The 23,902-nt window shown below is 35.1% G+C and carries 26 protein-coding genes; 17 read left to right on the top strand and 9 right to left on the bottom strand.

Annotated features, from left to right (window positions below):
• Positions 1-11: 11 nt before the first annotated feature.
• The 4 genes from BTOYO_RS00670 (at position 12) to dltD (ending at position 5,274) form a co-directional block, all read left to right on the top strand.
• Positions 12-1,058, top strand: coding sequence for a dipeptide epimerase (locus BTOYO_RS00670; RefSeq protein ID WP_000704542.1), 1,047 nt, complete (start codon positions 12-14; stop codon positions 1,056-1,058).
• Positions 1,059-1,103: 45 nt separating this feature from the next.
• A complete protein-coding gene (locus BTOYO_RS00665) occupies positions 1,104-2,105 on the top strand; it encodes a C40 family peptidase (RefSeq protein WP_000755463.1) in 1,002 nt (333 codons plus the stop codon).
• A 20-nt stretch (positions 2,106-2,125) separates the two neighbouring features.
• Positions 2,126-3,748 carry a peptide ABC transporter substrate-binding protein gene (locus BTOYO_RS00660; RefSeq protein WP_000758272.1) on the top strand — a complete coding sequence of 541 codons (1,623 nt, stop codon included), beginning with the start codon at positions 2,126-2,128 and terminating at the stop codon, positions 3,746-3,748.
• 344 nt (positions 3,749-4,092) lie between these two features.
• Positions 4,093-5,274: a D-alanyl-lipoteichoic acid biosynthesis protein DltD gene (gene dltD / locus BTOYO_RS00655; RefSeq protein WP_000782332.1), complete on the top strand. Its 1,182-nt coding sequence runs from the start codon at positions 4,093-4,095 to the stop codon at positions 5,272-5,274.
• A gap of 40 nt (positions 5,275-5,314) precedes the next feature.
• On the opposite strand, the gene BTOYO_RS00650 is transcribed toward dltD, so the two are convergent.
• A complete protein-coding gene (locus BTOYO_RS00650) occupies positions 5,315-5,539 on the bottom strand; it encodes a hypothetical protein (protein ID WP_000558696.1) in 225 nt (74 codons plus the stop codon).
• Positions 5,540-5,786: 247 nt separating this feature from the next.
• Here BTOYO_RS00650 and BTOYO_RS00645 point away from each other — a divergent pair, with 247 nt between their 5' ends.
• The gene (locus BTOYO_RS00645; protein WP_002093687.1) at positions 5,787-5,993 is read left to right on the top strand and encodes a hypothetical protein; all 207 of its coding nucleotides are present in this window, start codon (positions 5,787-5,789) and stop codon (positions 5,991-5,993) included.
• Between the two features lie 119 nt (positions 5,994-6,112).
• Here BTOYO_RS00645 and uptA read toward each other — a convergent pair whose 3' ends face one another.
• The gene (uptA, locus tag BTOYO_RS00640; protein WP_023440959.1) at positions 6,113-6,757 is read right to left on the bottom strand and encodes an undecaprenyl phosphate transporter UptA; all 645 of its coding nucleotides are present in this window, start codon (positions 6,755-6,757) and stop codon (positions 6,113-6,115) included.
• Positions 6,758-7,031: 274 nt separating this feature from the next.
• Here uptA and BTOYO_RS00635 point away from each other — a divergent pair, with 274 nt between their 5' ends.
• Genes BTOYO_RS00635 through BTOYO_RS00625 form a run of 3 tightly spaced genes read left to right on the top strand, consistent with a single transcriptional unit; the run spans position 7,032 to position 9,172 of the window.
• Positions 7,032-7,745, top strand: coding sequence for a hypothetical protein (locus BTOYO_RS00635; protein ID WP_000557837.1), 714 nt, complete (start codon positions 7,032-7,034; stop codon positions 7,743-7,745).
• Positions 7,746-7,783: 38 nt separating this feature from the next.
• Entirely contained in the window at positions 7,784-8,281 is a 498-nt protein-coding gene (locus BTOYO_RS00630) for a GNAT family N-acetyltransferase (RefSeq protein ID WP_000383784.1), read from the top strand.
• A gap of 54 nt (positions 8,282-8,335) precedes the next feature.
• Positions 8,336-9,172: a metallophosphoesterase family protein gene (locus BTOYO_RS00625; RefSeq protein WP_000680864.1), complete on the top strand. Its 837-nt coding sequence runs from the start codon at positions 8,336-8,338 to the stop codon at positions 9,170-9,172.
• 174 nt (positions 9,173-9,346) lie between these two features.
• Here the strand turns inward: BTOYO_RS00625 and BTOYO_RS00620 are convergent, their stop codons facing one another.
• Positions 9,347-10,111: a DUF1836 domain-containing protein gene (locus BTOYO_RS00620; RefSeq protein ID WP_000447232.1), complete on the bottom strand. Its 765-nt coding sequence runs from the start codon at positions 10,109-10,111 to the stop codon at positions 9,347-9,349.
• A gap of 258 nt (positions 10,112-10,369) precedes the next feature.
• On the opposite strand from BTOYO_RS00620, the gene BTOYO_RS00615 reads away from it, so the two are divergent.
• Positions 10,370-10,819 (top strand): hypothetical protein, encoded by a 450-nt coding sequence (locus BTOYO_RS00615; protein WP_000914475.1) that lies wholly within the window; start codon positions 10,370-10,372, stop codon positions 10,817-10,819.
• Complete coding sequence (locus BTOYO_RS00610) at positions 10,807-11,115, top strand: YxcD family protein (protein WP_000447764.1); 309 nt, start codon at positions 10,807-10,809, stop codon at positions 11,113-11,115. The genes BTOYO_RS00615 and BTOYO_RS00610 overlap by 13 nt, the downstream gene beginning before the upstream one ends.
• 24 nt (positions 11,116-11,139) lie before the next feature.
• Here the strand turns inward: BTOYO_RS00610 and BTOYO_RS00605 are convergent, their stop codons facing one another.
• The 4 genes from BTOYO_RS00605 to BTOYO_RS00590 form a co-directional block, all read right to left on the bottom strand.
• Positions 11,140-12,375 (bottom strand): NAD(P)/FAD-dependent oxidoreductase, encoded by a 1,236-nt coding sequence (locus BTOYO_RS00605; RefSeq protein WP_000567614.1) that lies wholly within the window; start codon positions 12,373-12,375, stop codon positions 11,140-11,142.
• A complete protein-coding gene (locus tag BTOYO_RS00600) occupies positions 12,372-12,704 on the bottom strand; it encodes a (2Fe-2S)-binding protein (protein ID WP_000087054.1) in 333 nt (110 codons plus the stop codon). Before BTOYO_RS00600 ends, BTOYO_RS00605 begins: the two co-directional genes overlap by 4 nt.
• Positions 12,701-12,973: a (2Fe-2S)-binding protein gene (locus BTOYO_RS00595; RefSeq protein ID WP_000182283.1), complete on the bottom strand. Its 273-nt coding sequence runs from the start codon at positions 12,971-12,973 to the stop codon at positions 12,701-12,703. Before BTOYO_RS00595 ends, BTOYO_RS00600 begins: the two co-directional genes overlap by 4 nt.
• 224 nt (positions 12,974-13,197) lie before the next feature.
• The gene (locus BTOYO_RS00590) at positions 13,198-14,859 is read right to left on the bottom strand and encodes a sigma-54 interaction domain-containing protein (protein WP_000144294.1); all 1,662 of its coding nucleotides are present in this window, start codon (positions 14,857-14,859) and stop codon (positions 13,198-13,200) included.
• Between the two features lie 181 nt (positions 14,860-15,040).
• On the opposite strand from BTOYO_RS00590, the gene BTOYO_RS00585 reads away from it, so the two are divergent.
• From BTOYO_RS00585 to BTOYO_RS00555, 7 genes are all read left to right on the top strand, one after another.
• Positions 15,041-16,216: an NAD(P)/FAD-dependent oxidoreductase gene (locus tag BTOYO_RS00585; RefSeq protein WP_001215237.1), complete on the top strand. Its 1,176-nt coding sequence runs from the start codon at positions 15,041-15,043 to the stop codon at positions 16,214-16,216.
• Positions 16,213-17,250, top strand: a complete 1,038-nt coding sequence (locus tag BTOYO_RS00580) for a proline racemase family protein (protein WP_001257494.1) — start codon at positions 16,213-16,215, stop codon at positions 17,248-17,250. The genes BTOYO_RS00585 and BTOYO_RS00580 overlap by 4 nt, the downstream gene beginning before the upstream one ends.
• Positions 17,247-18,188 (top strand): proline racemase family protein, encoded by a 942-nt coding sequence (locus BTOYO_RS00575; RefSeq protein WP_001025531.1) that lies wholly within the window; start codon positions 17,247-17,249, stop codon positions 18,186-18,188. The genes BTOYO_RS00580 and BTOYO_RS00575 overlap by 4 nt, the downstream gene beginning before the upstream one ends.
• Before the next feature lie 22 nt (positions 18,189-18,210).
• Positions 18,211-19,107 carry a 4-hydroxy-tetrahydrodipicolinate synthase gene (gene dapA, locus BTOYO_RS00570; protein WP_001169442.1) on the top strand — a complete coding sequence of 299 codons (897 nt, stop codon included), beginning with the start codon at positions 18,211-18,213 and terminating at the stop codon, positions 19,105-19,107.
• Between the two features lie 18 nt (positions 19,108-19,125).
• The gene (locus tag BTOYO_RS00565) at positions 19,126-20,610 is read left to right on the top strand and encodes an aldehyde dehydrogenase family protein (RefSeq protein WP_000958345.1); all 1,485 of its coding nucleotides are present in this window, start codon (positions 19,126-19,128) and stop codon (positions 20,608-20,610) included.
• A gap of 154 nt (positions 20,611-20,764) precedes the next feature.
• A complete protein-coding gene (locus BTOYO_RS00560; RefSeq protein WP_000413790.1) occupies positions 20,765-22,255 on the top strand; it encodes an alanine/glycine:cation symporter family protein in 1,491 nt (496 codons plus the stop codon).
• 124 nt (positions 22,256-22,379) lie between these two features.
• On the top strand, positions 22,380-22,745 hold the full coding sequence (locus BTOYO_RS00555; RefSeq protein ID WP_000431413.1) for a carboxymuconolactone decarboxylase family protein: 366 nt from the start codon (positions 22,380-22,382) through the stop codon (positions 22,743-22,745).
• A 51-nt stretch (positions 22,746-22,796) separates the two neighbouring features.
• Here the strand turns inward: BTOYO_RS00555 and BTOYO_RS00550 are convergent, their stop codons facing one another.
• Both BTOYO_RS00550 and BTOYO_RS00545 read right to left on the bottom strand, forming a co-directional pair.
• The gene (locus BTOYO_RS00550; protein WP_000398687.1) at positions 22,797-23,093 is read right to left on the bottom strand and encodes a ribosome small subunit-dependent GTPase A; all 297 of its coding nucleotides are present in this window, start codon (positions 23,091-23,093) and stop codon (positions 22,797-22,799) included.
• 61 nt (positions 23,094-23,154) lie between these two features.
• Positions 23,155-23,796: an HD domain-containing protein gene (locus BTOYO_RS00545; RefSeq protein WP_000874099.1), complete on the bottom strand. Its 642-nt coding sequence runs from the start codon at positions 23,794-23,796 to the stop codon at positions 23,155-23,157.
• Positions 23,797-23,902: the final 106 nt, after the last annotated feature.

Here is a 23,902-nt window from a genome sequence, read left to right as displayed (position 1 = left end):
GGATGAGCGAAATGAAAATTACGGATATAAAGGTGAAGCGTCGTTGTGTAAAGCTTCATACTCCATTTAAAACCGCACTTCGTACCGTAACTGAAATTGAAAGTATTGATGTGTTTATTCATACAGATGAAGGAATTGTTGGAAAAGGAGCTGCGGCCGCAACACCGGTTATTACGGGAGATTTCGCTAGTGGGATTGAGGAAGCTATATTAGGGCCGCTGCGTTCATGCTTAATTGGTCAAGATATAATTCAATTTCAGCAGTTATTACAGCATATCCAAATGAGTTGTATAGGAAATACAAGTGCGAAAGCGGCGGTTGATATCGCTTTATATGATGTGTATTGCCAATATCAAAACGTCCCACTTTACGCATTATTAGGCGGTAAGAAAGAAATCTATACAGATATTACAGTAAGTGTAGATGATCCTATTATTATGGCAAAAGAGGCAAAGCAACATATAGAAAAAGGATTTCAAACTTTAAAAATTAAAGTTGGTAAATCTGTGCATTTAGATTTAGAGCGTATTGAGGCGATTCGAAATAGCGTACCAAAAAATACAACGTTACGATTAGATGCAAACCAAGGATGGAATCCAAAAGAAGCGGTTTCTATTGTTAAAGAGATGGAAAATCGTAATTTAAATATAGAATTCATTGAACAACCAGTTCACGCGAAAGATTTGGATGGATTAAAGTACGTAAAAGAAAATGTACAAACGCCTATTATGGCTGATGAAAGTATATTTTCAGCAAGTGACGCATTAAAACTCGTGCAAGGAAGCTATGCGGACTTAATCAATATTAAATTAATGAAATGCGGTGGTATACGTGAAGCGTGGCGTATTGCAGATATTGCAGAAGCGGCAGGTGTGAAATGTATGGTTGGCAGCATGATGGAATCTTCACTTTCCGTTAGTGCTGTAGCACACTTAGCTGCTGCACATCCAAATATTTATTATTTCGATCTTGATGCACCGCTATGGTTAATGGAAGAACCGGAAGGAATGACTTACTCCGGCTCAAAGGTAAACCTTCATTCTAAAGTGAATATGTAATCTTAGAAGAAATGACTAGTAACTTACCTTTTAAGGAGGATATATATGAAAAAAGTAGGAACTGCATTATTAACAACTCTATTTATATTTTCATCATTTACATCGGCAAATGCTGAAGAGAAGAAAGATAGCAAAGCGTTTATAGATGTATCTGCCGCAACGTTATGGACTGCACCTGATTCGTTACGGCCAATTGATGCACCGAGTGCAACAAATCCAGTTGATTTATGGAAATGGACGAAATCAATGACGCTCGATGAAAAACTATGGTTAACAAATGCAAATAAATTAGAAACGCAAGCACTACTCGGTCAAGAAGTAACGGTTGTTGATAAGAAAGGTGACTGGGTAAAAGTGTTAGTACACGGACAACCGACACCGCGAAATGAAGAAGGTTATCCGGGATGGATGCCGGAAAAACAATTAACGTATAATCAAGAGTTTGCAGATAAAACAAACGAACCGTTCGTATTAGTAACGAAACCGACCGCAATTTTATATATAAATCCTTCTGAAAAACAAAAAGCACTTGAAGTTAGCTATAATACGCGACTGCCGCTACTAAGTGAAGATAGCATTTCATACCGCGTATTGTTGCCAAATGGACAGAAAGCATGGCTACGAAAAAATGATGGAGCGGTTTACCGTTCTCAAGAGGATATTCCAACACCGACAGCCGATGATTTAATCAACACAGGGAAAATGTTTTTAGGTTTACCATATATATGGGCTGGTACAAGTGGGTTTGGATTTGATTGCTCTGGATTCACACATACGATTTATAAATCGCACGGTATTACAATACCGCGCGATTCTGGACCGCAATCAAGAGCGGGGGTTGCCGTTGATAAAGAAAACTTACAAAAAGGGGACTTAATCTTCTTTGCGCATGATCAAGGGAAAGGTAGTGTCCATCACGTTGGGATGTATATTGGTGATGGTAATATGATTCACTCACCAAGAGCTGAAAGATCAGTTGAAATAATCCCGTTAAATACACCAGGATATATAGAAGAATACGCTGGTGCTCGCCGTTACTTACCGTAAAAAATAGAGGGGGTTTGGAAATGAAAAAGGTAGTTCGCTACTCGTTAGTTAGTACTCTATTAGTTTCTTCATTTTTAGTTGGTTGCGCAAAAGAAAAAACAGTTACAAAGCCGAAAGATGAGAAAAAAGTATTGCAGCTACTAGAAACGGGTGAAATTCCATCATTAAATTCAGGGAAAGTAACAGATGCGATATCATTTAACGTTTTGAATAACGTAATGGAAGGGCTATTCCGATTATCGAAAAATGATGAAGTAATTGAAGCCGGAGCGCAAAAATATGAGGTTAGTAAGGATGGAAAGACTTATACATTTCATTTACGTGATGCGAAATGGTCTAACGGAGATCCAGTAACGGCTCACGATTACGTATATGCTTGGAAGCAGCTTATTAATCCAGATACAGCTTCTCAATATGCATATATTGCGTATGATGTGAAAAATGCGGAGAAAATAAATAAGAAACAACTAGGATTAGATGAATTAGGAGTAAAAGCAAAGGATGATAAAACATTTGTCGTAGAGCTGGAACATCCTGTACCGTATTTTACGAAACTACTCATTTTGCCATCTTTCTATCCGATTAATGAAAAATATGCGAAAGAGCAAGGTGATAAATACGGATTAGAAGCAAATAAAACGGTATATAATGGACCGTTTACATTATCAGAATGGAAACATGAAGCTAGCTTTACAATAAAGAAAAATGATAAGTATTGGGATAAACAAGAAGTGAAGTTAGATGAAGTAAACTATCAAATTGTTAAAGAAATTTCAACTGCGGTAAATTTATATGAAACAGATAAGGTTGATAGAGCGGTCATTTCTACAGAATTTGTAGATAAATATAAAACGAATAAGGAACTGAAACAATATACAGATCCAGTCATGTATTTCTTCCGTTTCAATGAAAATGTACCGATTCTTAAAAATAAAAATGCGCGTCTGGCACTAAGTACAGTGTTTGATAAGAAGGGCCTTGCGACTTCATTTTTAAATGATGGTTCTGTTGCTGCAAACTACTATGTACCAAAAGGGTTTTTAAAAGGGCCAGATAAGAAAGACTTTAGAAGTACAGCGGGCGAATTTAATAAGACAGACGTAAAACTGGCAAAAGAATATTGGGAAAAGGCAAAGCAAGAAACAGGAACGAATGCAGTAACGCTTGAGTTATTAAACTATGACTTAGAAAACTTTAAAAAAGTAGGCGAATATATTAAAGAACAGCTTGAGAAAAACTTATCTGGCTTAAAAGTAAATGTGAAATTACAACCACATACGCAAAAACTAGCGTTAGAGAAGAAAAAAGAATATGAAATGTCGTTGTCGCGCTGGTTACCTGATTATCCAGATCCGATGACTTACTTAGAAGTATTCCTTTCAGGAAGTACTGTAAATAATACAGGGTATGCAAATCCAGAATATGATGCGTTAATTAAGAAGATAAAAACTGAATTAGGTAACGATGAAAAAGCACGTTGGAAAGCACTGCAAGATACTGAAAAAATGCTTCTGGATGATGCAGTAATTGCACCGGTATTCCAGCGCGGTCTATCTTACTTACAAAAACCATATGTGAAAGACTTATATGTGCATCAATTCGGTCCAGCTACAAGCTTAAAATGGGCAGAGGTACAAAAATAAAGTGATGAAGAAACAGACTTCACGTATGTGGTGGTCTGTTTTTTTCTTATGTAATACATAATCGGATGAATTATAGACATTTCATTTGTTTTTTCGACGTTTAAAAATAAAATTATTACTAAAATTCCAGTGTGAAATTTATGTAGAATCTTGTATAATTAACGTGTTTCTATGGAAACATTTGCTTGCGCTATTTGTATAGGACTTAATAGAACAAGGAAGGAAATACATACATGTATATAATAGATAAATAGAATGGAACATGTATAGAGAAAAAGGAGAGAAAAGATGACGTGTCAAAAACAAGGGTTACAATTTAATAGTAATGGAATGAGGAATATTTAATGAAGATGAAGCATGCTTTCGGACCAATTATTTTAGCCTGTGTACTTTTTTTCATTGTATTGCTTATTCCGTCTAAAAGTTTAGTATCGCTAATTAGTGATAAAAAGATAGAAGATGCGGCAACGTCCTTACAAAAAGAAAAACTACAAAGTGTTTTCTTACAACAGAAAATGTTAGAGAATTCGCAGTATTTACCGATGTACGGTTCATCTGAATTTTTACGAATGGATGCATACCATCCATCTAACTATTTCAAAGTAAATCCAGCAGGTTTTACACCATTTTTAATTGGAACTGGCGGTACGCAAAGTTTAGCTCATATTTTAAATATGACGTCTACAATGGATGATTTGGAAGGTAAAAAAGTCGTCTTTGTTCTTTCGCCACAATGGTTTACAAAAACGGGTGTATCACAAGGAGATTTTACTAATAATTTCTCCAAACAACAAGCATATCATTTTATTTTTAATGATGACATTAAACCTGAAATGAAGAAGCAGATCGCGAAACGACTATTAGATTATAAAGTTGTGCAAAAAGATGATATATTAAAAAATTCATTAGAAGGTATTGTTTATAATGATACGAAACATAACATAAAAGCAGGTCTAGCCAAACCACTTGCTTATATGTACCGAAACATTTTAGATCATAGAGATTTATTTAATTCTTTATTTAAGATTGAACCGATGAAAGAGAAAACAAATATGGGACTACGTTCAATTTCTTGGGAGAATGCACGTAAACATGCGGAACAAGAAGGGCAAGCGGAGTCTACTACAAATACATTTGGAATTGAAAACCCGTATTACTATAAACATAATTTAAAGAAAAAATTAAAAGGCCTAAAAAATTTTAGAGCAAATGAATCGTATGATGAATCACCAGAATATGATGACTTACAAATTGTTTTAGATCTTTTCAAAGAAAAAAATGTTAAGCCACTCTTTATCTCTGTACCTGTAAATGGACCTTGGTATGATTACGCTGGTTTCCCGAAAGAACGCCGTGAAGTGTATTATACAAAGGTTAGAGAGCAAGTTGAGAAAGCAGGGTATCCAGTAGTCGATTTCTCTAGCCATGAATATGATAAGTATTTCTTAAAAGATACGATTCATCTAGGCTGGAAAGGCTGGATCTATTTTGATGAAGCTGTGCAGAAGTTTTATTCTGAGAAATAACAACTAAGAAACAGGAACGGCTATGAGCTGTTCCTGTTTCTTAATAAAGAGGATTTTGATGTGGGCAATTCGGAAATGCGTGTATATCTTGAATTTGTCTGAAATCATAATGTTTCATCGCGAACTGAGATTGGTAAAGGTATTCATACACATATAATTGGCCATCATGTGCTGAACATAATACCCCAGTAGTTCCTTGCCCATTCATGAAGGAAATGCCGATAGGGCGTCCAATTAAGTATGGTATTTTTTGTTGCCAGTGCATTGGGGGAGTCACTCCTTTTTGGGATAATATACGAAAGGAATGCCTAAATTGTTGCTTATCCATGTAAATATGGGGGCTTTTCATACAATTTCTAGAAGGTGTTATTAGGAGTGGGTTATAAATGGCGGAAAGGAATGAAAAATGAAGAAAGAAAATATTATGGATGAAAAGTTAAGTTTAATAGAATGATGTTAAGCATTGAAAGAGGGATGTGATTTCACATTTTATCGTTCGAGACGAGTTTGTAATGAAATATCGAATTTCTTATTTTCTAAGTACTCAATCTGTACCTAATGTTTCGATAGATGTAGAGCAAATGAATAAGGGTGCAAAAAGATATGCGAGATCATGTATTTCAAAAGAAGAACAATTAGATCAATTTAGTGTTACTCATAAACAATTAGTGGAGCAAATTGAGCGGATTCCCACCCGATATTTTTATAATGACTACTAATTTGATACAAAAAAAGTGAGATTAATTAATTACTTTTCATTACTCATTCAGCATGACTTGAAGCATAAAGAGGAAATAATACAATTTTTAATACATAGTCGAGCCTATAATAAAAACCGCTATAATTCTGAATGAATTTTTAGCGGTTTTTTTATTATCTTAAGCAAGTTTTTTACGTTTTTTGTCCACTTTTTTATTACGAAATATAAAAGAATAAGTACGAAGCCACCGATAGCGAATGATTTCACATACGGTCCAGCAATATCATTAATATTCTCCCAGTTTTCACCTAGTTTTTCACCTAAATAAATAAAAATAATAGACCAAGGGATGATTGCAAGTGCCGTTAACGTAGTGAAACGTAGTAATGGCATTTTTGTAATACCAGCAGGGATTGAAATCGCATGACGCACTACCGGAATGAAGCGAGCTGTGAAAATTACGCCAGTTCCGTAACGATTAAACCAATCTTCGGCAGCATCGATTTGTTTTTTATGAATGAAAATATATTTTCCGTAACGTTCTAATATAGGGCGTCCACCGTATCGTCCAATCCAATAAATAAAGATTTGAGCAATAACGCCGCCAATAGTACCAAATACAACTGCGCCTATAAATGAGATGCTACCATTGAATACTAAGTATCCTGCATAAGCGAGAACAATTTCGCTTGGAATAATCTCGATCATAAGTCCAAGCATAATGCCCCAATAACCTAATCCTTCAAAAAACGTTAATACTGAGTGAATAAAACTACTTAACATTGTTGCACCTTCTAATGTATGGATTTTTGAATATACGCCCTTTTACTTAATGATATAAAAGGTTCACTATGTGTAGATTATACCTTATTTATATAGGGGATTGCTATTTCAATTCTTTTATGTCTCGTATAAGTATTATAGTAAAGGATATAAGCCAAATTTTCATGCGGAAATAATGAAAAGTTCATTAAAAATTTCTCATATATTAATGAAAATAGACTGAAAATTAAGTATAATAATATAGGTTTTAATTTACAAAATAGGAGGAGAATGTATGCATGTTGCAGATCCAATTTATGGCCCAATCTCTATTCATGATATAGATATCCTTCAATTGATAGATACAAAAGCATTTCAAAGGTTGGCCTATATTAAACAACAAGGACATACTTATTTTTTACATGAGAACGCAATACATACGAGGGAAGAACATTCGATAGGTGTATATGTACTAGTAAATCTGGTTATTGCAGAACAAGGAATCCCGTACATTGAACAACTAATGAAAATGAAAAAAGGGCTTTACAATAATGGCTTTGGCCATCCGTTTGTAGTAGGGAAAGACTTATTGTTGCAATCCATTTTTCAAAAGATAAAGGAGAAAAATCTTTCGTTCCATACTCCTGAGATACAAAATTTCTTTTATAAAAGAAAGCAGATAGAGATAGAGGACTTTCTTCCGTTACAAGATGAAATGATTATAAATGAAATAAAGTGCTTTGCAAAATCAGATGACATAGAAATAGCAGAATTAATCCATCTTTACTTCTCAGCAACTAAAAGTTTGTCATTTGAAAAAGGAATAGAGGGCGATTATAAAAAGAAAAATAGCACCGCAGTGGTAATAACTGAGAAAAAGGCTTACAGTTCATACGTAGGTGGTATTTATGTTTATAGTGAGGGGCAGCTAGATGACATTTTAGAAAAATCGAATTTCATTCAAGAGATAGTAAAATTGCCTAAAAAAGAATATGCGTATTTTTTTTAATTAGGTGTAGTAATTTGAAATGTAGATGAGGTGAAAATATGGATTGGCATGAACGTTTATTACAAATAGATGATTTATCAATTATATTAGAATGGTATAACAATGAGGAATTACAAAATATAGCAGATGTGAAATCATTTAAGCGATATACAATTGAAGAGCTTCGGCAGTATTGGACTGAAAAATTGTCGCGGTCTTATGCGAGCTATCATGTAATAGTAGTAGAAGATGAAGTAATAGGGAGAGTCGGATTAAAAAAGAAGAAATATGAAGATGCGTACATGATGGAATACTCTATCCTCATTGGTGTTTCGAATTTATATTCAAAAGGGCTTGGAACAGAGATTACAAAGTATTTTATTAGTAAATCATTTTTAGATCCTGATATAGAAGCTGTTGTATTACAAGTTAGGGAAGATAATAAGAGGGCCATTCGTTGTTATGAGAAAGCTGGATTTAAAAAAGAAAAATCGTATATAGAGAATCAAGTGAAAGTGTATGATATGCACAGAGTTAAGAAAGGAGAAACAATATAGAAAAATACACGCAGTTAATTCGGAATATAATGTTAATTTAGGGGGATGAAATACATGAAACATAAAATTGCTGTACTGGCAGATGTACATGGAAATGCAACTGCTTTAAAAGCAGTTATCGAAGATTCTTTGAAAGAAGGTGTGACTGATTATTGGTTTTTAGGAGATTTAATTATGCCTGGTCCTGGATCGAATGATTTATTTGAAATGTTAGATAGTGTTAACGTTGATACTTATGTACAAGGAAACTGGGAAGATAGCTTTCTTGACGTTCTTAATAAAAACATTGATATTGATAACGCAACCGATATTTATGTTTCTAGATTAGTTCAGTATCAATGTGAAAACTTGGATAAAAACTATATTAATCATATTAAAAATTTACCATTACATATAACAAAACAGGTTAATGATTTATCAATAAGTATTAGTCATAATCTACAAAATAAAAATTACGGAGGGGATTTATGGCCCACTAATAATCAAGAACAGTTTGATCGGTTATTTGATTGTGATTATGATATTGCGATTTACGCTCATACCCACCATCAATTGTTGCGCTATAGTAGCAATGATCAATTAATTATTAACCCAGGAACAGTTGGACAACCTTTTTACAAGTGGAATAAGCTAAACTCTGACTTACGTGCTCAGTATGCAATTCTTGAAATTGATGAGGCAGGGATTACTGACGTGAGGTTTAAAAAGGTTTTTTACGATGTAGAAAAGGAATATAAAAATGCCACTAATAAAAATCTTCCTTATATTGATTTATACCGTGAGCTGCTAGAGACAGGAAAAACTCATACGCATGATATTGAATTATTACAAGAAATTAATGATAAATATAATTATAAAAATGAAGTAATTAAGTTTATCGAGAAAATCTGATAGGAATTTAATAGAAAGAAATGAACATTGTTGAATGTTAGGTTAGTAATGATTTTTACATAATCAAGAGCTATTGTAGAACGAAACTTAAATGTAAAATGATTTGTGTAGTTTATATTGATTGAAAACAAGCATCCCCCTGTCATATACGTAGGACAGGGGGATGCTTGTTTTTTACTGTTTCACATCTAAGTTTTGTAAAAATAACGTTGCTGTTACGTAACGTTTCGCTAACATTTGTACATATGCGGTATGTACAGAAAGGGTCGCAATAATAATAGCGTTACGAATTGCTTCGCGTTGTTCGTTATTAATTTGATCGAACTTGCTTGCGATTTTATCAGCTTTTTCTTTTACGATATTTTCAATTGTATGAACGGTATCTGTTGCATTTAATTGTAAGCAATTCCCTTGATTGAGTTCTTCAAATAGAGAAGAGTATGCTACATATAAATGAACAGGATTGATTAAATCATCACTTCGATCGGCTGGGTCATTTACAATAAGGCGTAATAGCTTACGAATGGATTCAAAATCAAGTGCTGTTTTTAAATCTTCGACAATAAATAGTAAGGCTGCTTGTTCAATTGAATATTTTTTCCCTTTTTGAGGAGAGCCAATCATTTCTTTTATATCTCGTTTCACCCAGTTTTGCATAGCAGTTACAGAGAAACTTGTGTTTTCAATCTGATTGCCAAGCGCAACTATTTCATTTAAAGAAAAACCGACATCAGTATCGTCAATTTTAATCAGCTTTTCAAAAATAGGTGAAAGTGCGGTAGTAATAAAAGCTGTAACGCTTTGTCCGCTTTCAATATCTTTTTTATGTGACTTTGCCCAAGCTTCTTGTAAAATACCGAGAGGCTTTTTCGTATTCCATCCTCTTAGTGATAGAAGAAGGGTAGCCATTTCGTTTCGTGTGAGATGAAATGTTTCCATCTTTTCACCTCCAAAATAATAAAAAGTTCTTATGAACTTATAATATGTTTTGTTTCATTTAAAGTCAATTCTGTTTTGCTTAATTTTTCCTTTGTGACCAAACTGTTGAAAGTAAATAATACTTGCATATTTCGACAAAAGTTCATATAATAAGTTCATAAGAACCTTTAAAATGTTCTTAAAAACAAATCTATCATTCTAAATTTACAAGAAAGATAGATTTCACATATATCTATATAAAAGGAGAATGGATATAATATGTTGAAAAAACTTGTAGCAGTAATGACAGCATTCATGGTTATCTTTGGAGCTAGTAGCTTCATGTTTGTAGATCACGCAGCAGCGAAGAGTTACAAATCTGGTAAAAAATCATTTACACCAAGTTCAGGTCAAAAGTCAAAAGTTGATTTAAACAAAAAAGACTCAAACGTGAATTCTCAAAAAACGAATCCAGATTCAAAAACAAAAGCAGCAAACACAGCGCCAAAAAGTAATAAAGGAAGCTTTATGAAAGGTTTATTACTAGGTGGTCTTGGTGGTTTACTAATGGGTAGCTTATTTGCAAATATGGGAGCTCTTGGTTCTGTATTAGCGTTTATGGTAAATATGTTAGTAATGGCTGGTATCGTAATGTTAGCAGTTCGTGCATTTAAATACTTCAAAGATCAACGTAAGAAAAAGGCAGATGAAGTAGCATGGAAACAATAAAAATTTCTGAGCAAGAGCTTATAAATGCGCTTTGCGTATATATCGCTGAAAAAAGACAAGTGGGTCCAGAAGAAGTATTAGTTGAACTAATGTATGATGATGAGTATGGTTTCTCTGCTGAAGTAGAGGTAAATGGTCGTCAACAAATTTTAATTCAAGCGAACTTAATCGAGGCACTACGCTTATTACTTGACAGAGAATACAATGTCAATTCATTCGCAGCAAGATTACAACTTGAATTAGATGATGAAGAAGGCATTTATGCATTAGCGAAATTTAATAACTCGGATGAGTAGTGAAAAGAGCTGTTGAGAGTAATCTCAGCAGCTCTTTTTAGTATGTGCATATGTGGTGGAATAATCACGCCAAATTTCATTCATCTTTCGTCTACCAGCATCAATCATTGGATTAAACTGAATCGCAGCATGATGGCGTACGGTGTGAACATGTTGGATTGCTTGTTGTAAGTGTTGTTCAACTGAATTTGATTTTATATTAGCTTGTTTTACGATTGAATATCCAGCGACACTCCCTTGCGCCATCGCGATTTTCCCACTTTCAATCCCAGTAATATTTCCGGCTACAAATAAACCTGGAAGAGAGGTTTCCATTGTTTCGGAATGAAGAGGGACGTGTCCACCTAATTCTGGGATGTAATGGAAAGGGCATCCAGCTACAGCAGCAAGCTCAGCAAGCGGATATAAACCTCCAGCGATACAAACGAAATCTGCCTCATATATCTTCTCTGATCCATTCATAATGTTTCCTTTAGAATCAATAGTAGCAACACGAACACCTTCAACTTGATCTGTTCCAATAATTTCAAGTGCAGCTTTCCGAAGATGAAGTGGTGTCCCGTTTATTTTCATTCCGTTATTTGGATAGAAGGTTAATCCGGCTTTTCGAATCCAATCATATTTCATAAAACGGCTACCTATACGCAAAAAAGCAGAAGGAGCGAGATGAGCTGCATTTAAAAGGGAGTTCAAAACTTCTTCTGGTTCACCCGCTTTTTGGCTTAACTCACTTTTTTCAGGTAGTACGATATGATCCACTTTAATTCCAGCTAATTGCAATTCATTTAAAATGGCGAATGATAAAATGTTAGCACCAATAATGATTCCTTTTTTTCCGACTTGCACGCGATGAACATTTGTCATAACTTGAGCCGCTCCAATTGACATAACTCCTGGAAGTGTCCAGCCAGGAAGGGGGATAGAATACTCCGCAGCGCCAGTAGCAATTAATACGAACGGAGCTTCTAACATACCGATATTTGTATGTACGAACCAAGAACTATCATCTTTATCTAAATTATAGACGGAAACACCGCACCGAATATCGACTGACAGTGATTCGGCTTCTTCGTAAAGACGTTTTGCTTCTTCAATTCCGTTCCACCATTCTCCAGTAGGCTCTTGATGTAACTGTCCTAACAATCTCCCGCCAGGTTTCATAAATTCATCAATAACAAGTACGTTAAGTCCAAAACGTGCACAAGAGATGGAAGCTGATAATCCTGCCGGCCCTGCACCAATAATAATTACATCGATCATCGCTTTTTCACCATCTCTCTCACGATATTTGGATGCTGTTTTCCGCTTTCAACAATCATATCGTTTTCTACAACTGTTAAGCATGCGCGTACATTCGTTTGATTATTTACTGTCACACGGCATTCTGAACAATGACCGATATTACAATAAATACCTCGCGGGTTCCCGCTATCTTCATGTACGCGTAGCGTTCGTATTCCATTTGCTAGCAGGGCAGCAGCAATTGTTTCATGCCCATATGCTTCATATTGTTGCCCGTTAAATTGAAAAGTGATGCGCTGACTATTATGTAAACTACCTAAAATAGGGTGATGTGTAATTCTACTCATTTATTATCACCTACCGCTCCAAAGGTAACAGCACGTATTGGTGGTTGATATTTTAACGGTATTTCATTAGGAGTTACGTCAGGATTTGCACTTTCAATCATTCGATCTAACATCATTCTACATGTGCGGCCACCGCAAAATCCCATACCGGCACGTGTTCTTAGTTTTAATTCTCTTGCCGAGCATTTATATTCAGCAATTGTCGATTGAAGTTGTCCGTATGTAATCTCTTCACAACGACAAACAATTAAGTTCTCTTTATTCGTCATATGTATTCCTCCTCTAGTTCGGTTTGCACAAATTATAATGCAAAAACTATGCCAATATAGAGGAGTTAAGAATTATCCCGCATTAACGGGCAGTAAGACCCCACCGCAAAATCCAGCGAAAGTAAAGAAGTTAGGAGGGGGATCAACTGCCCGTAAAAGCCTGATTGGTGAGGGCTGATAATCAAGTGGGGATGAACAAAACCCCCACTGATTAAAGTTTCACTTTATTGTAACCCAAGTTTTTTTAAACGATTATATAAAGTGGCTCGCGTTACCCCAAGTTTTTTCGCACATTCTAATTTATTCCCCTTTAAAATGTGTAAAGCTCTTTCAATTACTTTTTTCTCATGCTCAACCATCTCTTCTTGTAAAGAAAGAATCGTATGATTATTGCTGAGTAATAGGGAATGAGACGTATGATTGTCTATAGTATCATTTGTATGAAATGGTAAATATTCTTGTTTTATAATACCGTCTGTCGCAAATACGACGAGTCTCTCAACTACATTTCGAAGTTCACGAATATTACCAGGCCAATCGTAATGAAGTAGTTCATGCATAATGCTTGAAGGTAAGTCACGAATAGGTCTGTTATAGTTAATCGAAAAATCGTTTAAGAAAGAGTATGTTAATTCAATAATATCTTCTCGTCTTTCTCGCAGCGGTGGAATCTGTAAGCTAACTACATTTAAACGATAGTATAAATCTTCTCGGAAAGTTCCTTTTCGCATTTCTTCTTGTAAATCACGATTTGTAGCAGCGATAATACGGAAATCAATATTTATTTCTTTCTCTCCACCAACTCGATAATACTTTCTTTCTTGCAATACACGTAAAAGTTTCACTTGCATATCGAGAGGCATTTCACCTATTTCATCAAGGAACAAAGTACCACCTTGAGCGAGCTCTATTTTACCTTTTTTTCCTTTACTATTCGCTCCAGAAAACGCCCCACGTTCATATCCGAATAATTCACTTTCAAATAAAGCTTCTGGAATTGCGCCGCAGTTAATTGAAATGAAAGGCGCCTTTGCTGCCTCACTTGCTTCATGTATTGCTTTCGCAAATACTTCTTTTCCGACACCGCTTTCGCCGAGTATTAAAACGGTTGATTTCACTGAACAGACCTTTCTAGCTAATTGAATAGTCCTTTGTATAACAGGGCTTTTTCCATTCATCGCGAGGAAAGGATCGGATGTATCTTTATATTTTGCTACTTCTTGCTCTAATCGGTGCATTTCATGTGACATATTAAATAGTTTTTCATTCAATACAACTTGATTTGTCACATCTGTTTCTGAAACGACTGCTCCTATAATTTCATCGTTACAGTAAACGGGGTTTGAATTTATTAATACGAACAAATCAGGACGAGGCTGATGGAATTGAGCGATTATACTTTTTCCGTCATGCAATGATTGCAAGATTTCCAAGTCTTTATAATCAAAAAAACGAGTAATTGGTTGTCCAATAATTTCATTATGATTAACCGAAAAGATTTTTTCAGCACCATCTGTCCACGTACGGACACATTCTTTTTCATCAATGACTGTAACAGAAGAATCAGTCGTTTGAATTACAGTGTTATAAAAAGATTGTAGCTCAGTGTAAGACTTATAAAGAAACGGAATCATTTGCTGAGCCGTTATACAACATATTGGCTCTTCGTTTTTGTTAATGATGACAACGGCTAATGCATGTGAAAGTGCATCAATTAAAGTAGTGAACGAGTCGTCCTCATATATATAGCCGCAACTATATTCTTCTGTAGTAGAAGGGAGGTAATAAAATGTCCCATCTACTGTGTTAATGTGTTTCATGCTACTTGTACAATCGATAGACAAAATTTTCATAAACTCTTTGATTGTTGGAAATGAAAATGTCATAGCGTCCTCCTGATATGTATAAAAATTTAGACAGTGATAAAAAAATAATACACCTATTTACGATAAATTTAAAATATTTTTACAAATAAAAATATTATTTATAAAAAGTGTATATATGTAGAGTTGGCACGTCAATTGCATAAAAGAAAATGAGAGATGTAAGTGAAAGGAGGGGTGTTTTGTGAGGCACTGTGACGTTTTAATAATAGGTGGTGGAATTATAGGATGTTCTATTGCATATTACACTTCAAAATACGGAAGAGACGTAACAATCATTGAAAAAGGTGAGTTTGTCAGTGGGACGTCTTCACGATGTGACGGAAACATTTTGGCGATTGATAAAGACCCAGGGTTTGATAGTCAAATGTCATTAGTAAGTCAAAAATTAGTAACAGATTTAAGTGAGGAGTTGGAGCACTCATTTGAATATAGGGCGCCAGGAAGTATTCTAGTCTGTGAATCAGACGAAGAGATGGAGGCAGCGCAGCAATGGGTGAATCGTCAAAAAGATGCTGGGTTACCGTTTCGAATGCTTGATAGGCAAGACATAAGAGAGGAATCACCATTTTTTGCGGATGATTTATTGGGTGGTTTAGAATGCGCAACTGATTCTACTGTAAATCCATATCTCCTTGCATTTTCACTTCTAGCAGAGTCGAAAAAAATGGGTGCGAAAGCGATTAATCATACAGAAGTAAAAGAAATGAAAAGAGATATAGACGGCTCCTTTATTGTAGAAACGACAAATGGGACGTTTACTGCGAAGCAAATTGTGAACGCAGCCGGTGTGTGGGCTCCTAAAATCGGGCAGATGTTAGATGTAAATATTCCAATCGAACCGAGAAAAGGGCATATTATTGTAGCCTCAAGGCAACAACATGTAGGTTGCCGTAAAGTAATGGAATTTGGTTATTTAATTTCTAAATTTGGCGGAAAACGAAAAGTGGATGCTTTAACTGAAAAATACGGGGTAGCTCTTGTATTTGAACCGACAGAAAGCCAAAATTTTTTAATTGGTAGTAGTCGAGAGTTTGTAGGATTTCATACGAGAATTAACAACGAGGTTATTAAATGCATTGCGAACAGAGCAATTCGTTTTTATCCGAAAATGGCAGATATGATGGTGATTCGTTCATATGCCGGCTTACGTCCGTGGACAGAAGATCATTTGCCAATTATTTCACGAGTGGATCATATTCCAAATTATTATATTGCAGCTGGACATGAAGGTGATGGAATTAGTCTTGCGGCAGTTACTGGGAAAGTGATTGAAGAGTTATTAAATGAAAAAGAAACAATTATTCCTATTGAACCACTTCGTTTGAGTCGTTTTACAGAAAGGGTGTTAAACGGATGAGGTCACAAAAAGTCTTTACGACGATTGATACACATACGGGCGGGAATCCAACGAGGACATTAATTAGCGGCCTTCCTAAGCTAATTGGAGAGACGATGGCAGAGAAGATGTTACATATGAAAAAGGAATATGACTGGATTCGCAAATTGTTAATGAATGAGCCGCGTGGTCATGATGTAATGTCTGGAGCATTGTTAACAGATCCATGTCATCCTGAAGCTGATATAGGCGTTATATACATAGAGACAGGTGGATATTTACCGATGTGTGGTCACGATACAATTGGTGTGTGTACAGCTTTAATTGAATCAGGTTTAATTCCAATAGTTGAACCGATTACTTCTTTAAAGCTTGATACACCAGCCGGCTTAGTTGAAGTGGATATTACTGTTCAAAATGGAAAGGCGAAAGAAGTTTCATTCTGTAACATACCAGCTTTTTTACTGAAAAATATTACTGTACAAGTCGAAGGAATTGGAACTGTAGAGGCTGATATTGCGTATGGAGGAAATTTTTATGCCATTATCGATGCGAAGTCAGTTGGTTTAGAGTTAGTACCAGAAAATGCATCCATAATTATTGATAAGGCGATTCATATTCGAAACTCAATAAATGAGAAGTTTGAAATTATTCATCCAGAGTATTCGTTTATAAAAGGATTAACACATGTTGAATTTTATACAGATCCTACTCATAAAAGTGCGCATGTGAAAAATACAGTTGTTGTTCCGCCAGGAGGAATTGATCGATCTCCATGTGGTACAGGAACATCAGCGAAGTTAGCTGTATTATACGCTCATAAAAAAATCGACATCGATGAAGAATTTGTTCATGAGAGTATTGTAGGTTCACTATTTAAAGGGTGTGTCATGAATACAACATATGTAGAAAATATTGAAGCGGTAGTAACAAAGATTACCGGCTCAGCTTGGCTTATGGGGATGCATAGATTTTTCTACAATGAAAAGGATTCACTGAAAGAAGGCTTTTTGCTAATTCCGCCGATGGAACATGAAACGGAGGATGTAAAATGAACATTCAAAAAATGTATACAGCAGTAGATGTGCACGTAGCTGGCGAAGCGTTTCGTGTAATAAAGGACGTACCATGCAAATACTACTACAGTTTAGAACATTTAAATGAACAATTTTCAGGCGAATTAGCAGAAGAAATGCAGCTTTTATTAAATGAACCACGTGGTTTTATTGGGTTAAATGGATGTATTGTCGTTCCTTCTATTCATAAGGAAGTTGATGCAGCTGTGTTATTTTTTAATCATGAAGGAACCATTCCTCTTCATTATGGAGGTATTGTCGCAGTAATAACGATGTTACTAGAAAGTGGATATTTAAAAAAGAAAGAGTCTAATCAATACAAAATTGAAACGCTATCTGGAATATTTTCAGTTCATGCCTATGTAGTGGATGATGAAGTGATATCGGTGTCGTTTGAAAGTAAACTATGTTATATGGTTGAGAAAGATTTGAAGATTGGTAATATACGTTACTCTCTTATACAGGCTGATAAAGTATATGCAATTGTAGAAAAGGATACGTATCCACCAAAAATTTGTATTGAAAATATCTCTGAATTAAAGAAATGGGGAGAAGCTACACTTCAAGCGATACAAAAACAGTCGCTTATAAAAAGACTTATTTTAGTAGATTCTTCGCAAACAGAAGAGAAACATATAAAGTCGATTACATTTCATGAAGATAACTTTATTGTCCGTTCTCCGGGCTTTGTTTCTACTATTGTGTCCTATGTACATGCGTTATTTAATAATGAGTATATAACGGATAAACCTTTTAAAAATGAAAGCATATTTAATAGCTTTATAACAGTAGAAAAAGTGAAGAAAGAAGAACTAGGATATATTTTCCGTTTTGAGAGTAGAGGTTTTATTACAGGGATGCAGACGTTTCTATTAGACCCTACTGATCCATTTCCAACAGGTTTTTTATTAAAATAAAATGTTAAAGGGAGAGATAAATATGCAAAAAATTAAAGGAGCATTTCCAGTATTAATAACACCAATGGATGAATTTCAAGAGATTGATTGGAAAGGTGTAAAACAAAACGTAAACTACTTTATTGAGCAAAAGGTAGCTGGAATTATTATTAATGGAAGTACAGGGGAGTTTGTTAGTTTATCAAAAGAAGAACGATTTAACATGGTAGAAACAGTATTAAAAGAAGTCGATGGCCGTATTCCAGTCATTGTTGGAACTGCAGCAGAAACGACGAAAGAAACGATTGAATATACGAAACATGCAGAAGCACACGGAGCGGATTGCGCATTAATTATAAACTCTTACTATTGTAAACCAAAGGAAGAGGAAATTTATTTTCATTTTAAAGAAATCTCACACGCTGTAAATATACCAATTATGTTATACAATAATCCATTTACTTCTGGTGTTGATATGAGTACAGAGCTAATGCTTCGAATTGGAAAAGAGTGTGAAAATGTTACACATATTAAAGAGTCTAGTGGAGATATTCGTAAAGCAAGAGATTTAGTAAGACAAGGCGAAGGTGCTTTTCAAGTTTTCTGCGGATCTGAAGATTTAGTTATGGAGTCTTATTTAGTTGGTGCCTCGGGATGGGTTTCAGTTGCAGGAAATATCGTACCAGGACTCGTTACGAAAATGTATGAGCATTTTCAAAATGGTGAATTAGAAAAAGCATGGGAGATAAACGATGCGATTTTACCGCTTTGTGAATTTCTTGAAGGATCAGGGAAATATGTACAAATTGTTAAACGGTCAATGGAATTACACGGGCAAGTTGGAGGACCTTCTCGTTATCCGAGATTAGGATTAACTGAAGTAGAAGATCAAAAGCTTCAAACGATATTATCCGAAATCGCAGCTCATGCAGCTGTTTAAATAGGGAGGCGTGTATATATGTTAACGACAAACATTGTGCTAAAACCAAAAGTGAAAGCGTTTTTAAATGAAGAGATTAAAATGTTTATTAATGGTGAATTTGTTCCTTCTATTAGCGGGAAGACGTTTGAAACATATAATCCAGCAACAGAGGATGTTCTAGCTGTCGTATGTGAAGCACAAGAAGAAGATATTGATGTCGCAGTAAAAGCTGCGAGATTGGCCTTTGAATCAGGCCCTTGGACAGAAATGACTACTGCTGAAAGAGCACATCTTATATATAAACTAGCGGATTTAATTGAAGAACATAAAGAAGAATTAGCACAGCTAGAAGCATTAGATAATGGAAAACCATATCAAGTAGCACTTGAAGATGATATTGCAGCGACGGTTGAAAACTACCGTTATTATGCAGGTTGGGCTACAAAAATTATCGGACAAACAATTCCGATTTCAAAAGATTACTTAAATTACACACGCCATGAACCAGTTGGTGTTGTAGGTCAAATTATTCCGTGGAATTTTCCGCTCGTTATGTCTTCTTGGAAAATGGGAGCTGCACTTGCAACTGGTTGTACGATTGTATTAAAACCTGCAGAACAAACACCTTTATCGTTGCTATATACAGCAAAACTTTTTAAAGAAGCTGGTTTTCCAAACGGTGTTGTAAACTTTGTACCAGGTTTCGGCCCTGAAGCAGGAGCTGCGATAGTAAATCATCATGATATTAATAAAGTTGCTTTTACAGGATCTACTGTTACGGGAAAATATATTATGCGTCAATCTGCAGAAACAATTAAACATGTAACGTTAGAGCTTGGTGGTAAGTCACCAAATATCGTTTTAGAAGATGCTGATTTAGAAGAAGCGATTAATGGTGCATTCCAAGGAATTATGTATAATCATGGCCAAAATTGTAGTGCGGGATCCCGCGTATTCGTTCATCGGAAGCATTATGAAACGGTAGTAGAAGAGTTAGTAAAAAGGGCAAATAATATTAAACTTGGAGCTGGGATGGAAACAGATACAGAAATGGGGCCACTCGTATCTAAAAAACAACAAGAGCGTGTGCTGCATTATATTGAACAAGGAAAGAAGGAAGGTGCTACTGTTGCAGCTGGTGGTGAACGTGCATTTGAAAAAGGCTATTTTGTTCAGCCAACCGTATTCACAAATGCTACTGATGATATGACAATTGTTAAGGAAGAAATCTTTGGACCAGTTGTCGTTGTACTTCCATTCGATTCAACAGAAGAGGTAATCGAAAGGGCAAATCACTCTTCATATGGACTTGCAGCAGGCGTATGGACACAAAATATTAAAACAGGACATCAAGTTGCCAATAAATTAAAGGCAGGAACAGTATGGATTAATGATTATAACTTAGAAAATGCAGCTGCACCATTTGGTGGATATAAGCAATCTGGTATTGGGCGCGAACTAGGTTCCTATGCGCTTGATAATTATACAGAAGTGAAGAGTGTTTGGGTTAATATTAAGTGAAAAACTAGTTTGTGAGAGTCTTGCAGACGATTAATAGTGAGATAAAAGAATGATGAAATAGTATGAGAAGCGGACAACTGGAATGTGGGATAAAGGTTGTCCGTTTTCTTATATAAAAAATTACTTTTTCAAAAGAATGATAAGGGGGATTTGGATGGAAAAGTTAGTAGAGTGGTTAGTGGGGCAAGTATGGAGTATAGGTTTAGTTGTTTTCGCATTAGGAGCAGGAGTGTATTTTACCATTGCGACTCGTTTTTTACAGATTCGTTATTTTAAAGAGATGATTAAGCTACTTTTTGAAGGGAAAAGTTCAGAGACTGGAATATCATCCTTCCAAGCATTTTGTTTGGCTCTATCAGGAAGGGTTGGAATAGGTAATATCGCAGGGGTAGCAACAGCAATAGCTTTTGGGGGACCGGGCGCTGTATTTTGGATGTGGGTGATGGCACTTTTAGGAGCCGCTAGCGCATTTGTTGAATCAACATTATCTCAAGTATATAAAAGTAAAGTAGGAAATGAATATCGTGGCGGTACACCATATTTCATTGAGAAAGGTTTAAAAATGAAATGGTTTGCAGTCATTGTAGCGGTAGTTGTAACACTTTCATACGGCGTTTTATTACCAGGTATTCAATCGAGTAGTATCGCTGTTGGATTTGAAAACTCTAACGGTATTAGTAAATATGTAACAGGTATATTTTTAGTTGTGTTACTAGCAGCGATTATTTTTGGGGGAGTAAAAAGAATTGCTGGTGTGTCACAAATGTTAGTACCTTTTATGGCAATTGGCTATGTAATTGTTACATGCATCATTTTAATTGCAAATGTAACAGAAATTCCAAGTATGTTTGCTTTAATTTTCTCAAGTGCATTTGGTGTAAATGAAATGTTTGGCGGGATCGTTGGTGCAGCAATTGCATGGGGTGTAAAGCGAGCGGTGTTTTCAAACGTTGCAGGTGTTGGAGAGGCAACATATAGTTCGGCTGCTGCAGAAGTATCGCATCCTGCAAAACAAGGGTTAGTTCAAGCGTTTTCTGTATATATCGATACGATTGTAGTTTGTACAGCGACAGCGCTTATGATATTAATAACAGGTATGTACAATGTTATACCTGAAGGGAAAAGTGCAATTGTACAAAATATAGGCAATGTAGAAGCAGGTCCTATTTATACACAACAAGCAGTTGAAACTGTTATGACTGGATTTGGTCCAATATTTATTTCAATCGCAATCTTCTTCTTCGCATTTACAACTTTGCTTGCTTATTACTATATCGCAGAAACGACTCTCACTTATTTAGATCGTGGATTGAAATATGGATGGTTAAAACCAGTTTTAAAAATTGGATTTTTAATTATGGTATACATCGGTAGCGTAGAATCAGCTTCACTTTTATGGAATCTTGGAGATTTAGGAATCGGTAGTATGGCATGGTTAAACCTTATTGCAATCCTATTATTAAGCAAAACCGCATTAAAAGTGTTAAAAGATTATGAGGCGCAGAAAAAAGAAGGGAAAGATCCAGTATTTGATCCTAAAAAAGTAGGAATGGAAGGTTTAACGATTTGGGAAGAGCGAAGTAAAGAGGGAGAAAGGAAAAGTTCTAAAGAAAAAATGTCGGTGGATGATGGGCTGAAACTGTAAACGTGTAAATTTAAAAGTTTAATAAACTGAAAATTCTTTCTATTTTTAAAGTGAGTATTTGTATATATCATTCATTTTATCTCATACTAAAGTAAGTGTAAATAAAATGAATGGAGGATATACGATGGAAAATCAACAATTTGGCTCTATAAATGATGTATTACTTCATTACAAAGAAGGTATTGGAAATTTCACACAACAAATTCCTGAAATTGCAGAAACCTATAACGCTTTTACACAAGCGTGTTTTCAGGAGGGTGCATTAACTAAAAGAGAAAAACAGCTTATTGCATTAGGGATTAGTTTAGCAACACAAGACGAATATTGTACGATTTATCATACAAAGGGATGTATTGACCAAGGATGTTCTGATAAAGAAATTTTAGAAGCTTGTGGTGTTTCGACCGCGTTTGCTGGCGGAGCTGCAATGAGTCAAGCAGTAACTTTAGTACAAGAGTGTATGGTGGAATTAAAAAATCAAAGTCATTAAACTAGAAAACCCTCCTTAAACTATTATTTTAAGAGGGTTTTCTAGTTTATCCTAATTTTTTTGAAAAAGTTTCAATTGCTTCATATAGTCGATAGCTTTTGTTTTATTTCTTTGCTTAGAAACATATTGTGCCTCGTTTAAATGTCTATAATAATTTTTAAATATTTCTTCAGAAAGAATTCCATCAGACATGGCTTTTTTAACCGCGCATTGTGGTTCATTTGTATGTGAACAGTTAGAAAATTTACATTTCCTAGAGATATCAACTATATCTTCATATCCAATATTTAAGTTACCTTCATGATTTATTAAGTCAAATCCTATTTTACTAATAAGTAATCCCTCCACTTTTAAATGAGTTTTTTAGAAGCATACTTACAAATTGTATCGTTTTTAAGTTATGATTGTTTTAATATTCTGTATTCTTATAAATTGATTTCTCTACATCAGGGAGAAGGGTGTATATGCTCTTCCCAATTAAAGATTCTAATTCATTCTTAATTGTATAGAATCCTTTCCAATGTAAAGAAGTATGAGAGGTTGTGCCATGACGTAAACCAACAGAAACCAATCTTCTTTCAAGCGTAGTAAAACCATCTGCATCAGCGAGAGCGTCGCAAAGAGTAATTACTTTATTGTATAAGTCATAGTCACTATGTTCATTCAATATTTCAATTAACCGGCTTTTCATATAATCAGGAACAAGGCTCCACTCTGCTGCGATATCTATATGCTCATTTTTGCAAGGAAATGAATGCGTCACACATATAACGGCGTTTCCTGTATACCCTAAATCATTCATATACATGTAACCATCATAGGAATGAATAACAGATTTAGTAAAACCTTTATATCTTCCTATATCATGCAGGAGAGCGGCATTATATGCTATATCAACATCTAAGTCATACCCATTTTTTATAAGTTCTACAATTATTTTTTCAGTTGCATTGGCAACATGAATTGAATGTTCGAACCAAGGACCTGGGTTTTGTTCATATGCCCAATCCAGTAATTTTCTTGCGTATTTCCTGTCTAATATATATTTCATATAGTGATCCTTTCTCTAAAAAATCGTATCTTAATTAATTTCATCTTAATATTTAATTATTCCTGCTATAAAAATTGTTAAAATGAAAACAAAAGGGGGAAAAGTA

The sequence above is a fragment of the Bacillus toyonensis BCT-7112 genome (assembly GCF_000496285.1).
Lineage (GTDB): Bacteria > Bacillota > Bacilli > Bacillales > Bacillaceae_G > Bacillus_A > Bacillus_A toyonensis.
This window is presented reverse-complemented; position numbering and strand designations above follow the sequence as displayed.

What these genes read in the sequence shown, in the direction of transcription:
- BTOYO_RS00575 (WP_001025531.1), top strand. Translation starts at nt 17,247, where the DNA reads ATGAACATTCAAAAAATGTATACAGCAGTAGATGTGCACGTAGCTGGC.
- BTOYO_RS00625 (WP_000680864.1), top strand. Translation starts at nt 8,336, where the DNA reads ATGAAACATAAAATTGCTGTACTGGCAGATGTACATGGAAATGCAACT.
- BTOYO_RS00590 (WP_000144294.1), bottom strand. Translation starts at nt 14,859, where the DNA reads ATGACATTTTCATTTCCAACAATCAAAGAGTTTATGAAAATTTTGTCT.
- dltD (WP_000782332.1), top strand. Translation starts at nt 4,093, where the DNA reads ATGAAGATGAAGCATGCTTTCGGACCAATTATTTTAGCCTGTGTACTT.
- BTOYO_RS00635 (WP_000557837.1), top strand. Translation starts at nt 7,032, where the DNA reads ATGCATGTTGCAGATCCAATTTATGGCCCAATCTCTATTCATGATATA.
- BTOYO_RS00620 (WP_000447232.1), bottom strand. Translation starts at nt 10,111, where the DNA reads ATGGAAACATTTCATCTCACACGAAACGAAATGGCTACCCTTCTTCTA.
- BTOYO_RS00555 (WP_000431413.1), top strand. Translation starts at nt 22,380, where the DNA reads ATGGAAAATCAACAATTTGGCTCTATAAATGATGTATTACTTCATTAC.
- BTOYO_RS00670 (WP_000704542.1), top strand. Translation starts at nt 12, where the DNA reads ATGAAAATTACGGATATAAAGGTGAAGCGTCGTTGTGTAAAGCTTCAT.
- BTOYO_RS00610 (WP_000447764.1), top strand. Translation starts at nt 10,807, where the DNA reads ATGGAAACAATAAAAATTTCTGAGCAAGAGCTTATAAATGCGCTTTGC.
- BTOYO_RS00545 (WP_000874099.1), bottom strand. Translation starts at nt 23,796, where the DNA reads ATGAAATATATATTAGACAGGAAATACGCAAGAAAATTACTGGATTGG.
- BTOYO_RS00565 (WP_000958345.1), top strand. Translation starts at nt 19,126, where the DNA reads ATGTTAACGACAAACATTGTGCTAAAACCAAAAGTGAAAGCGTTTTTA.
- BTOYO_RS00580 (WP_001257494.1), top strand. Translation starts at nt 16,213, where the DNA reads ATGAGGTCACAAAAAGTCTTTACGACGATTGATACACATACGGGCGGG.
- BTOYO_RS00645 (WP_002093687.1), top strand. Translation starts at nt 5,787, where the DNA reads ATGAAATATCGAATTTCTTATTTTCTAAGTACTCAATCTGTACCTAAT.
- BTOYO_RS00665 (WP_000755463.1), top strand. Translation starts at nt 1,104, where the DNA reads ATGAAAAAAGTAGGAACTGCATTATTAACAACTCTATTTATATTTTCA.
- uptA (WP_023440959.1), bottom strand. Translation starts at nt 6,757, where the DNA reads ATGTTAAGTAGTTTTATTCACTCAGTATTAACGTTTTTTGAAGGATTA.
- BTOYO_RS00660 (WP_000758272.1), top strand. Translation starts at nt 2,126, where the DNA reads ATGAAAAAGGTAGTTCGCTACTCGTTAGTTAGTACTCTATTAGTTTCT.
- BTOYO_RS00650 (WP_000558696.1), bottom strand. Translation starts at nt 5,539, where the DNA reads ATGCACTGGCAACAAAAAATACCATACTTAATTGGACGCCCTATCGGC.
- BTOYO_RS00560 (WP_000413790.1), top strand. Translation starts at nt 20,765, where the DNA reads ATGGAAAAGTTAGTAGAGTGGTTAGTGGGGCAAGTATGGAGTATAGGT.
- BTOYO_RS00605 (WP_000567614.1), bottom strand. Translation starts at nt 12,375, where the DNA reads ATGATCGATGTAATTATTATTGGTGCAGGGCCGGCAGGATTATCAGCT.
- BTOYO_RS00595 (WP_000182283.1), bottom strand. Translation starts at nt 12,973, where the DNA reads ATGACGAATAAAGAGAACTTAATTGTTTGTCGTTGTGAAGAGATTACA.
- dapA (WP_001169442.1), top strand. Translation starts at nt 18,211, where the DNA reads ATGCAAAAAATTAAAGGAGCATTTCCAGTATTAATAACACCAATGGAT.
- BTOYO_RS00630 (WP_000383784.1), top strand. Translation starts at nt 7,784, where the DNA reads ATGGATTGGCATGAACGTTTATTACAAATAGATGATTTATCAATTATA.
- BTOYO_RS00600 (WP_000087054.1), bottom strand. Translation starts at nt 12,704, where the DNA reads ATGAGTAGAATTACACATCACCCTATTTTAGGTAGTTTACATAATAGT.
- BTOYO_RS00615 (WP_000914475.1), top strand. Translation starts at nt 10,370, where the DNA reads ATGTTGAAAAAACTTGTAGCAGTAATGACAGCATTCATGGTTATCTTT.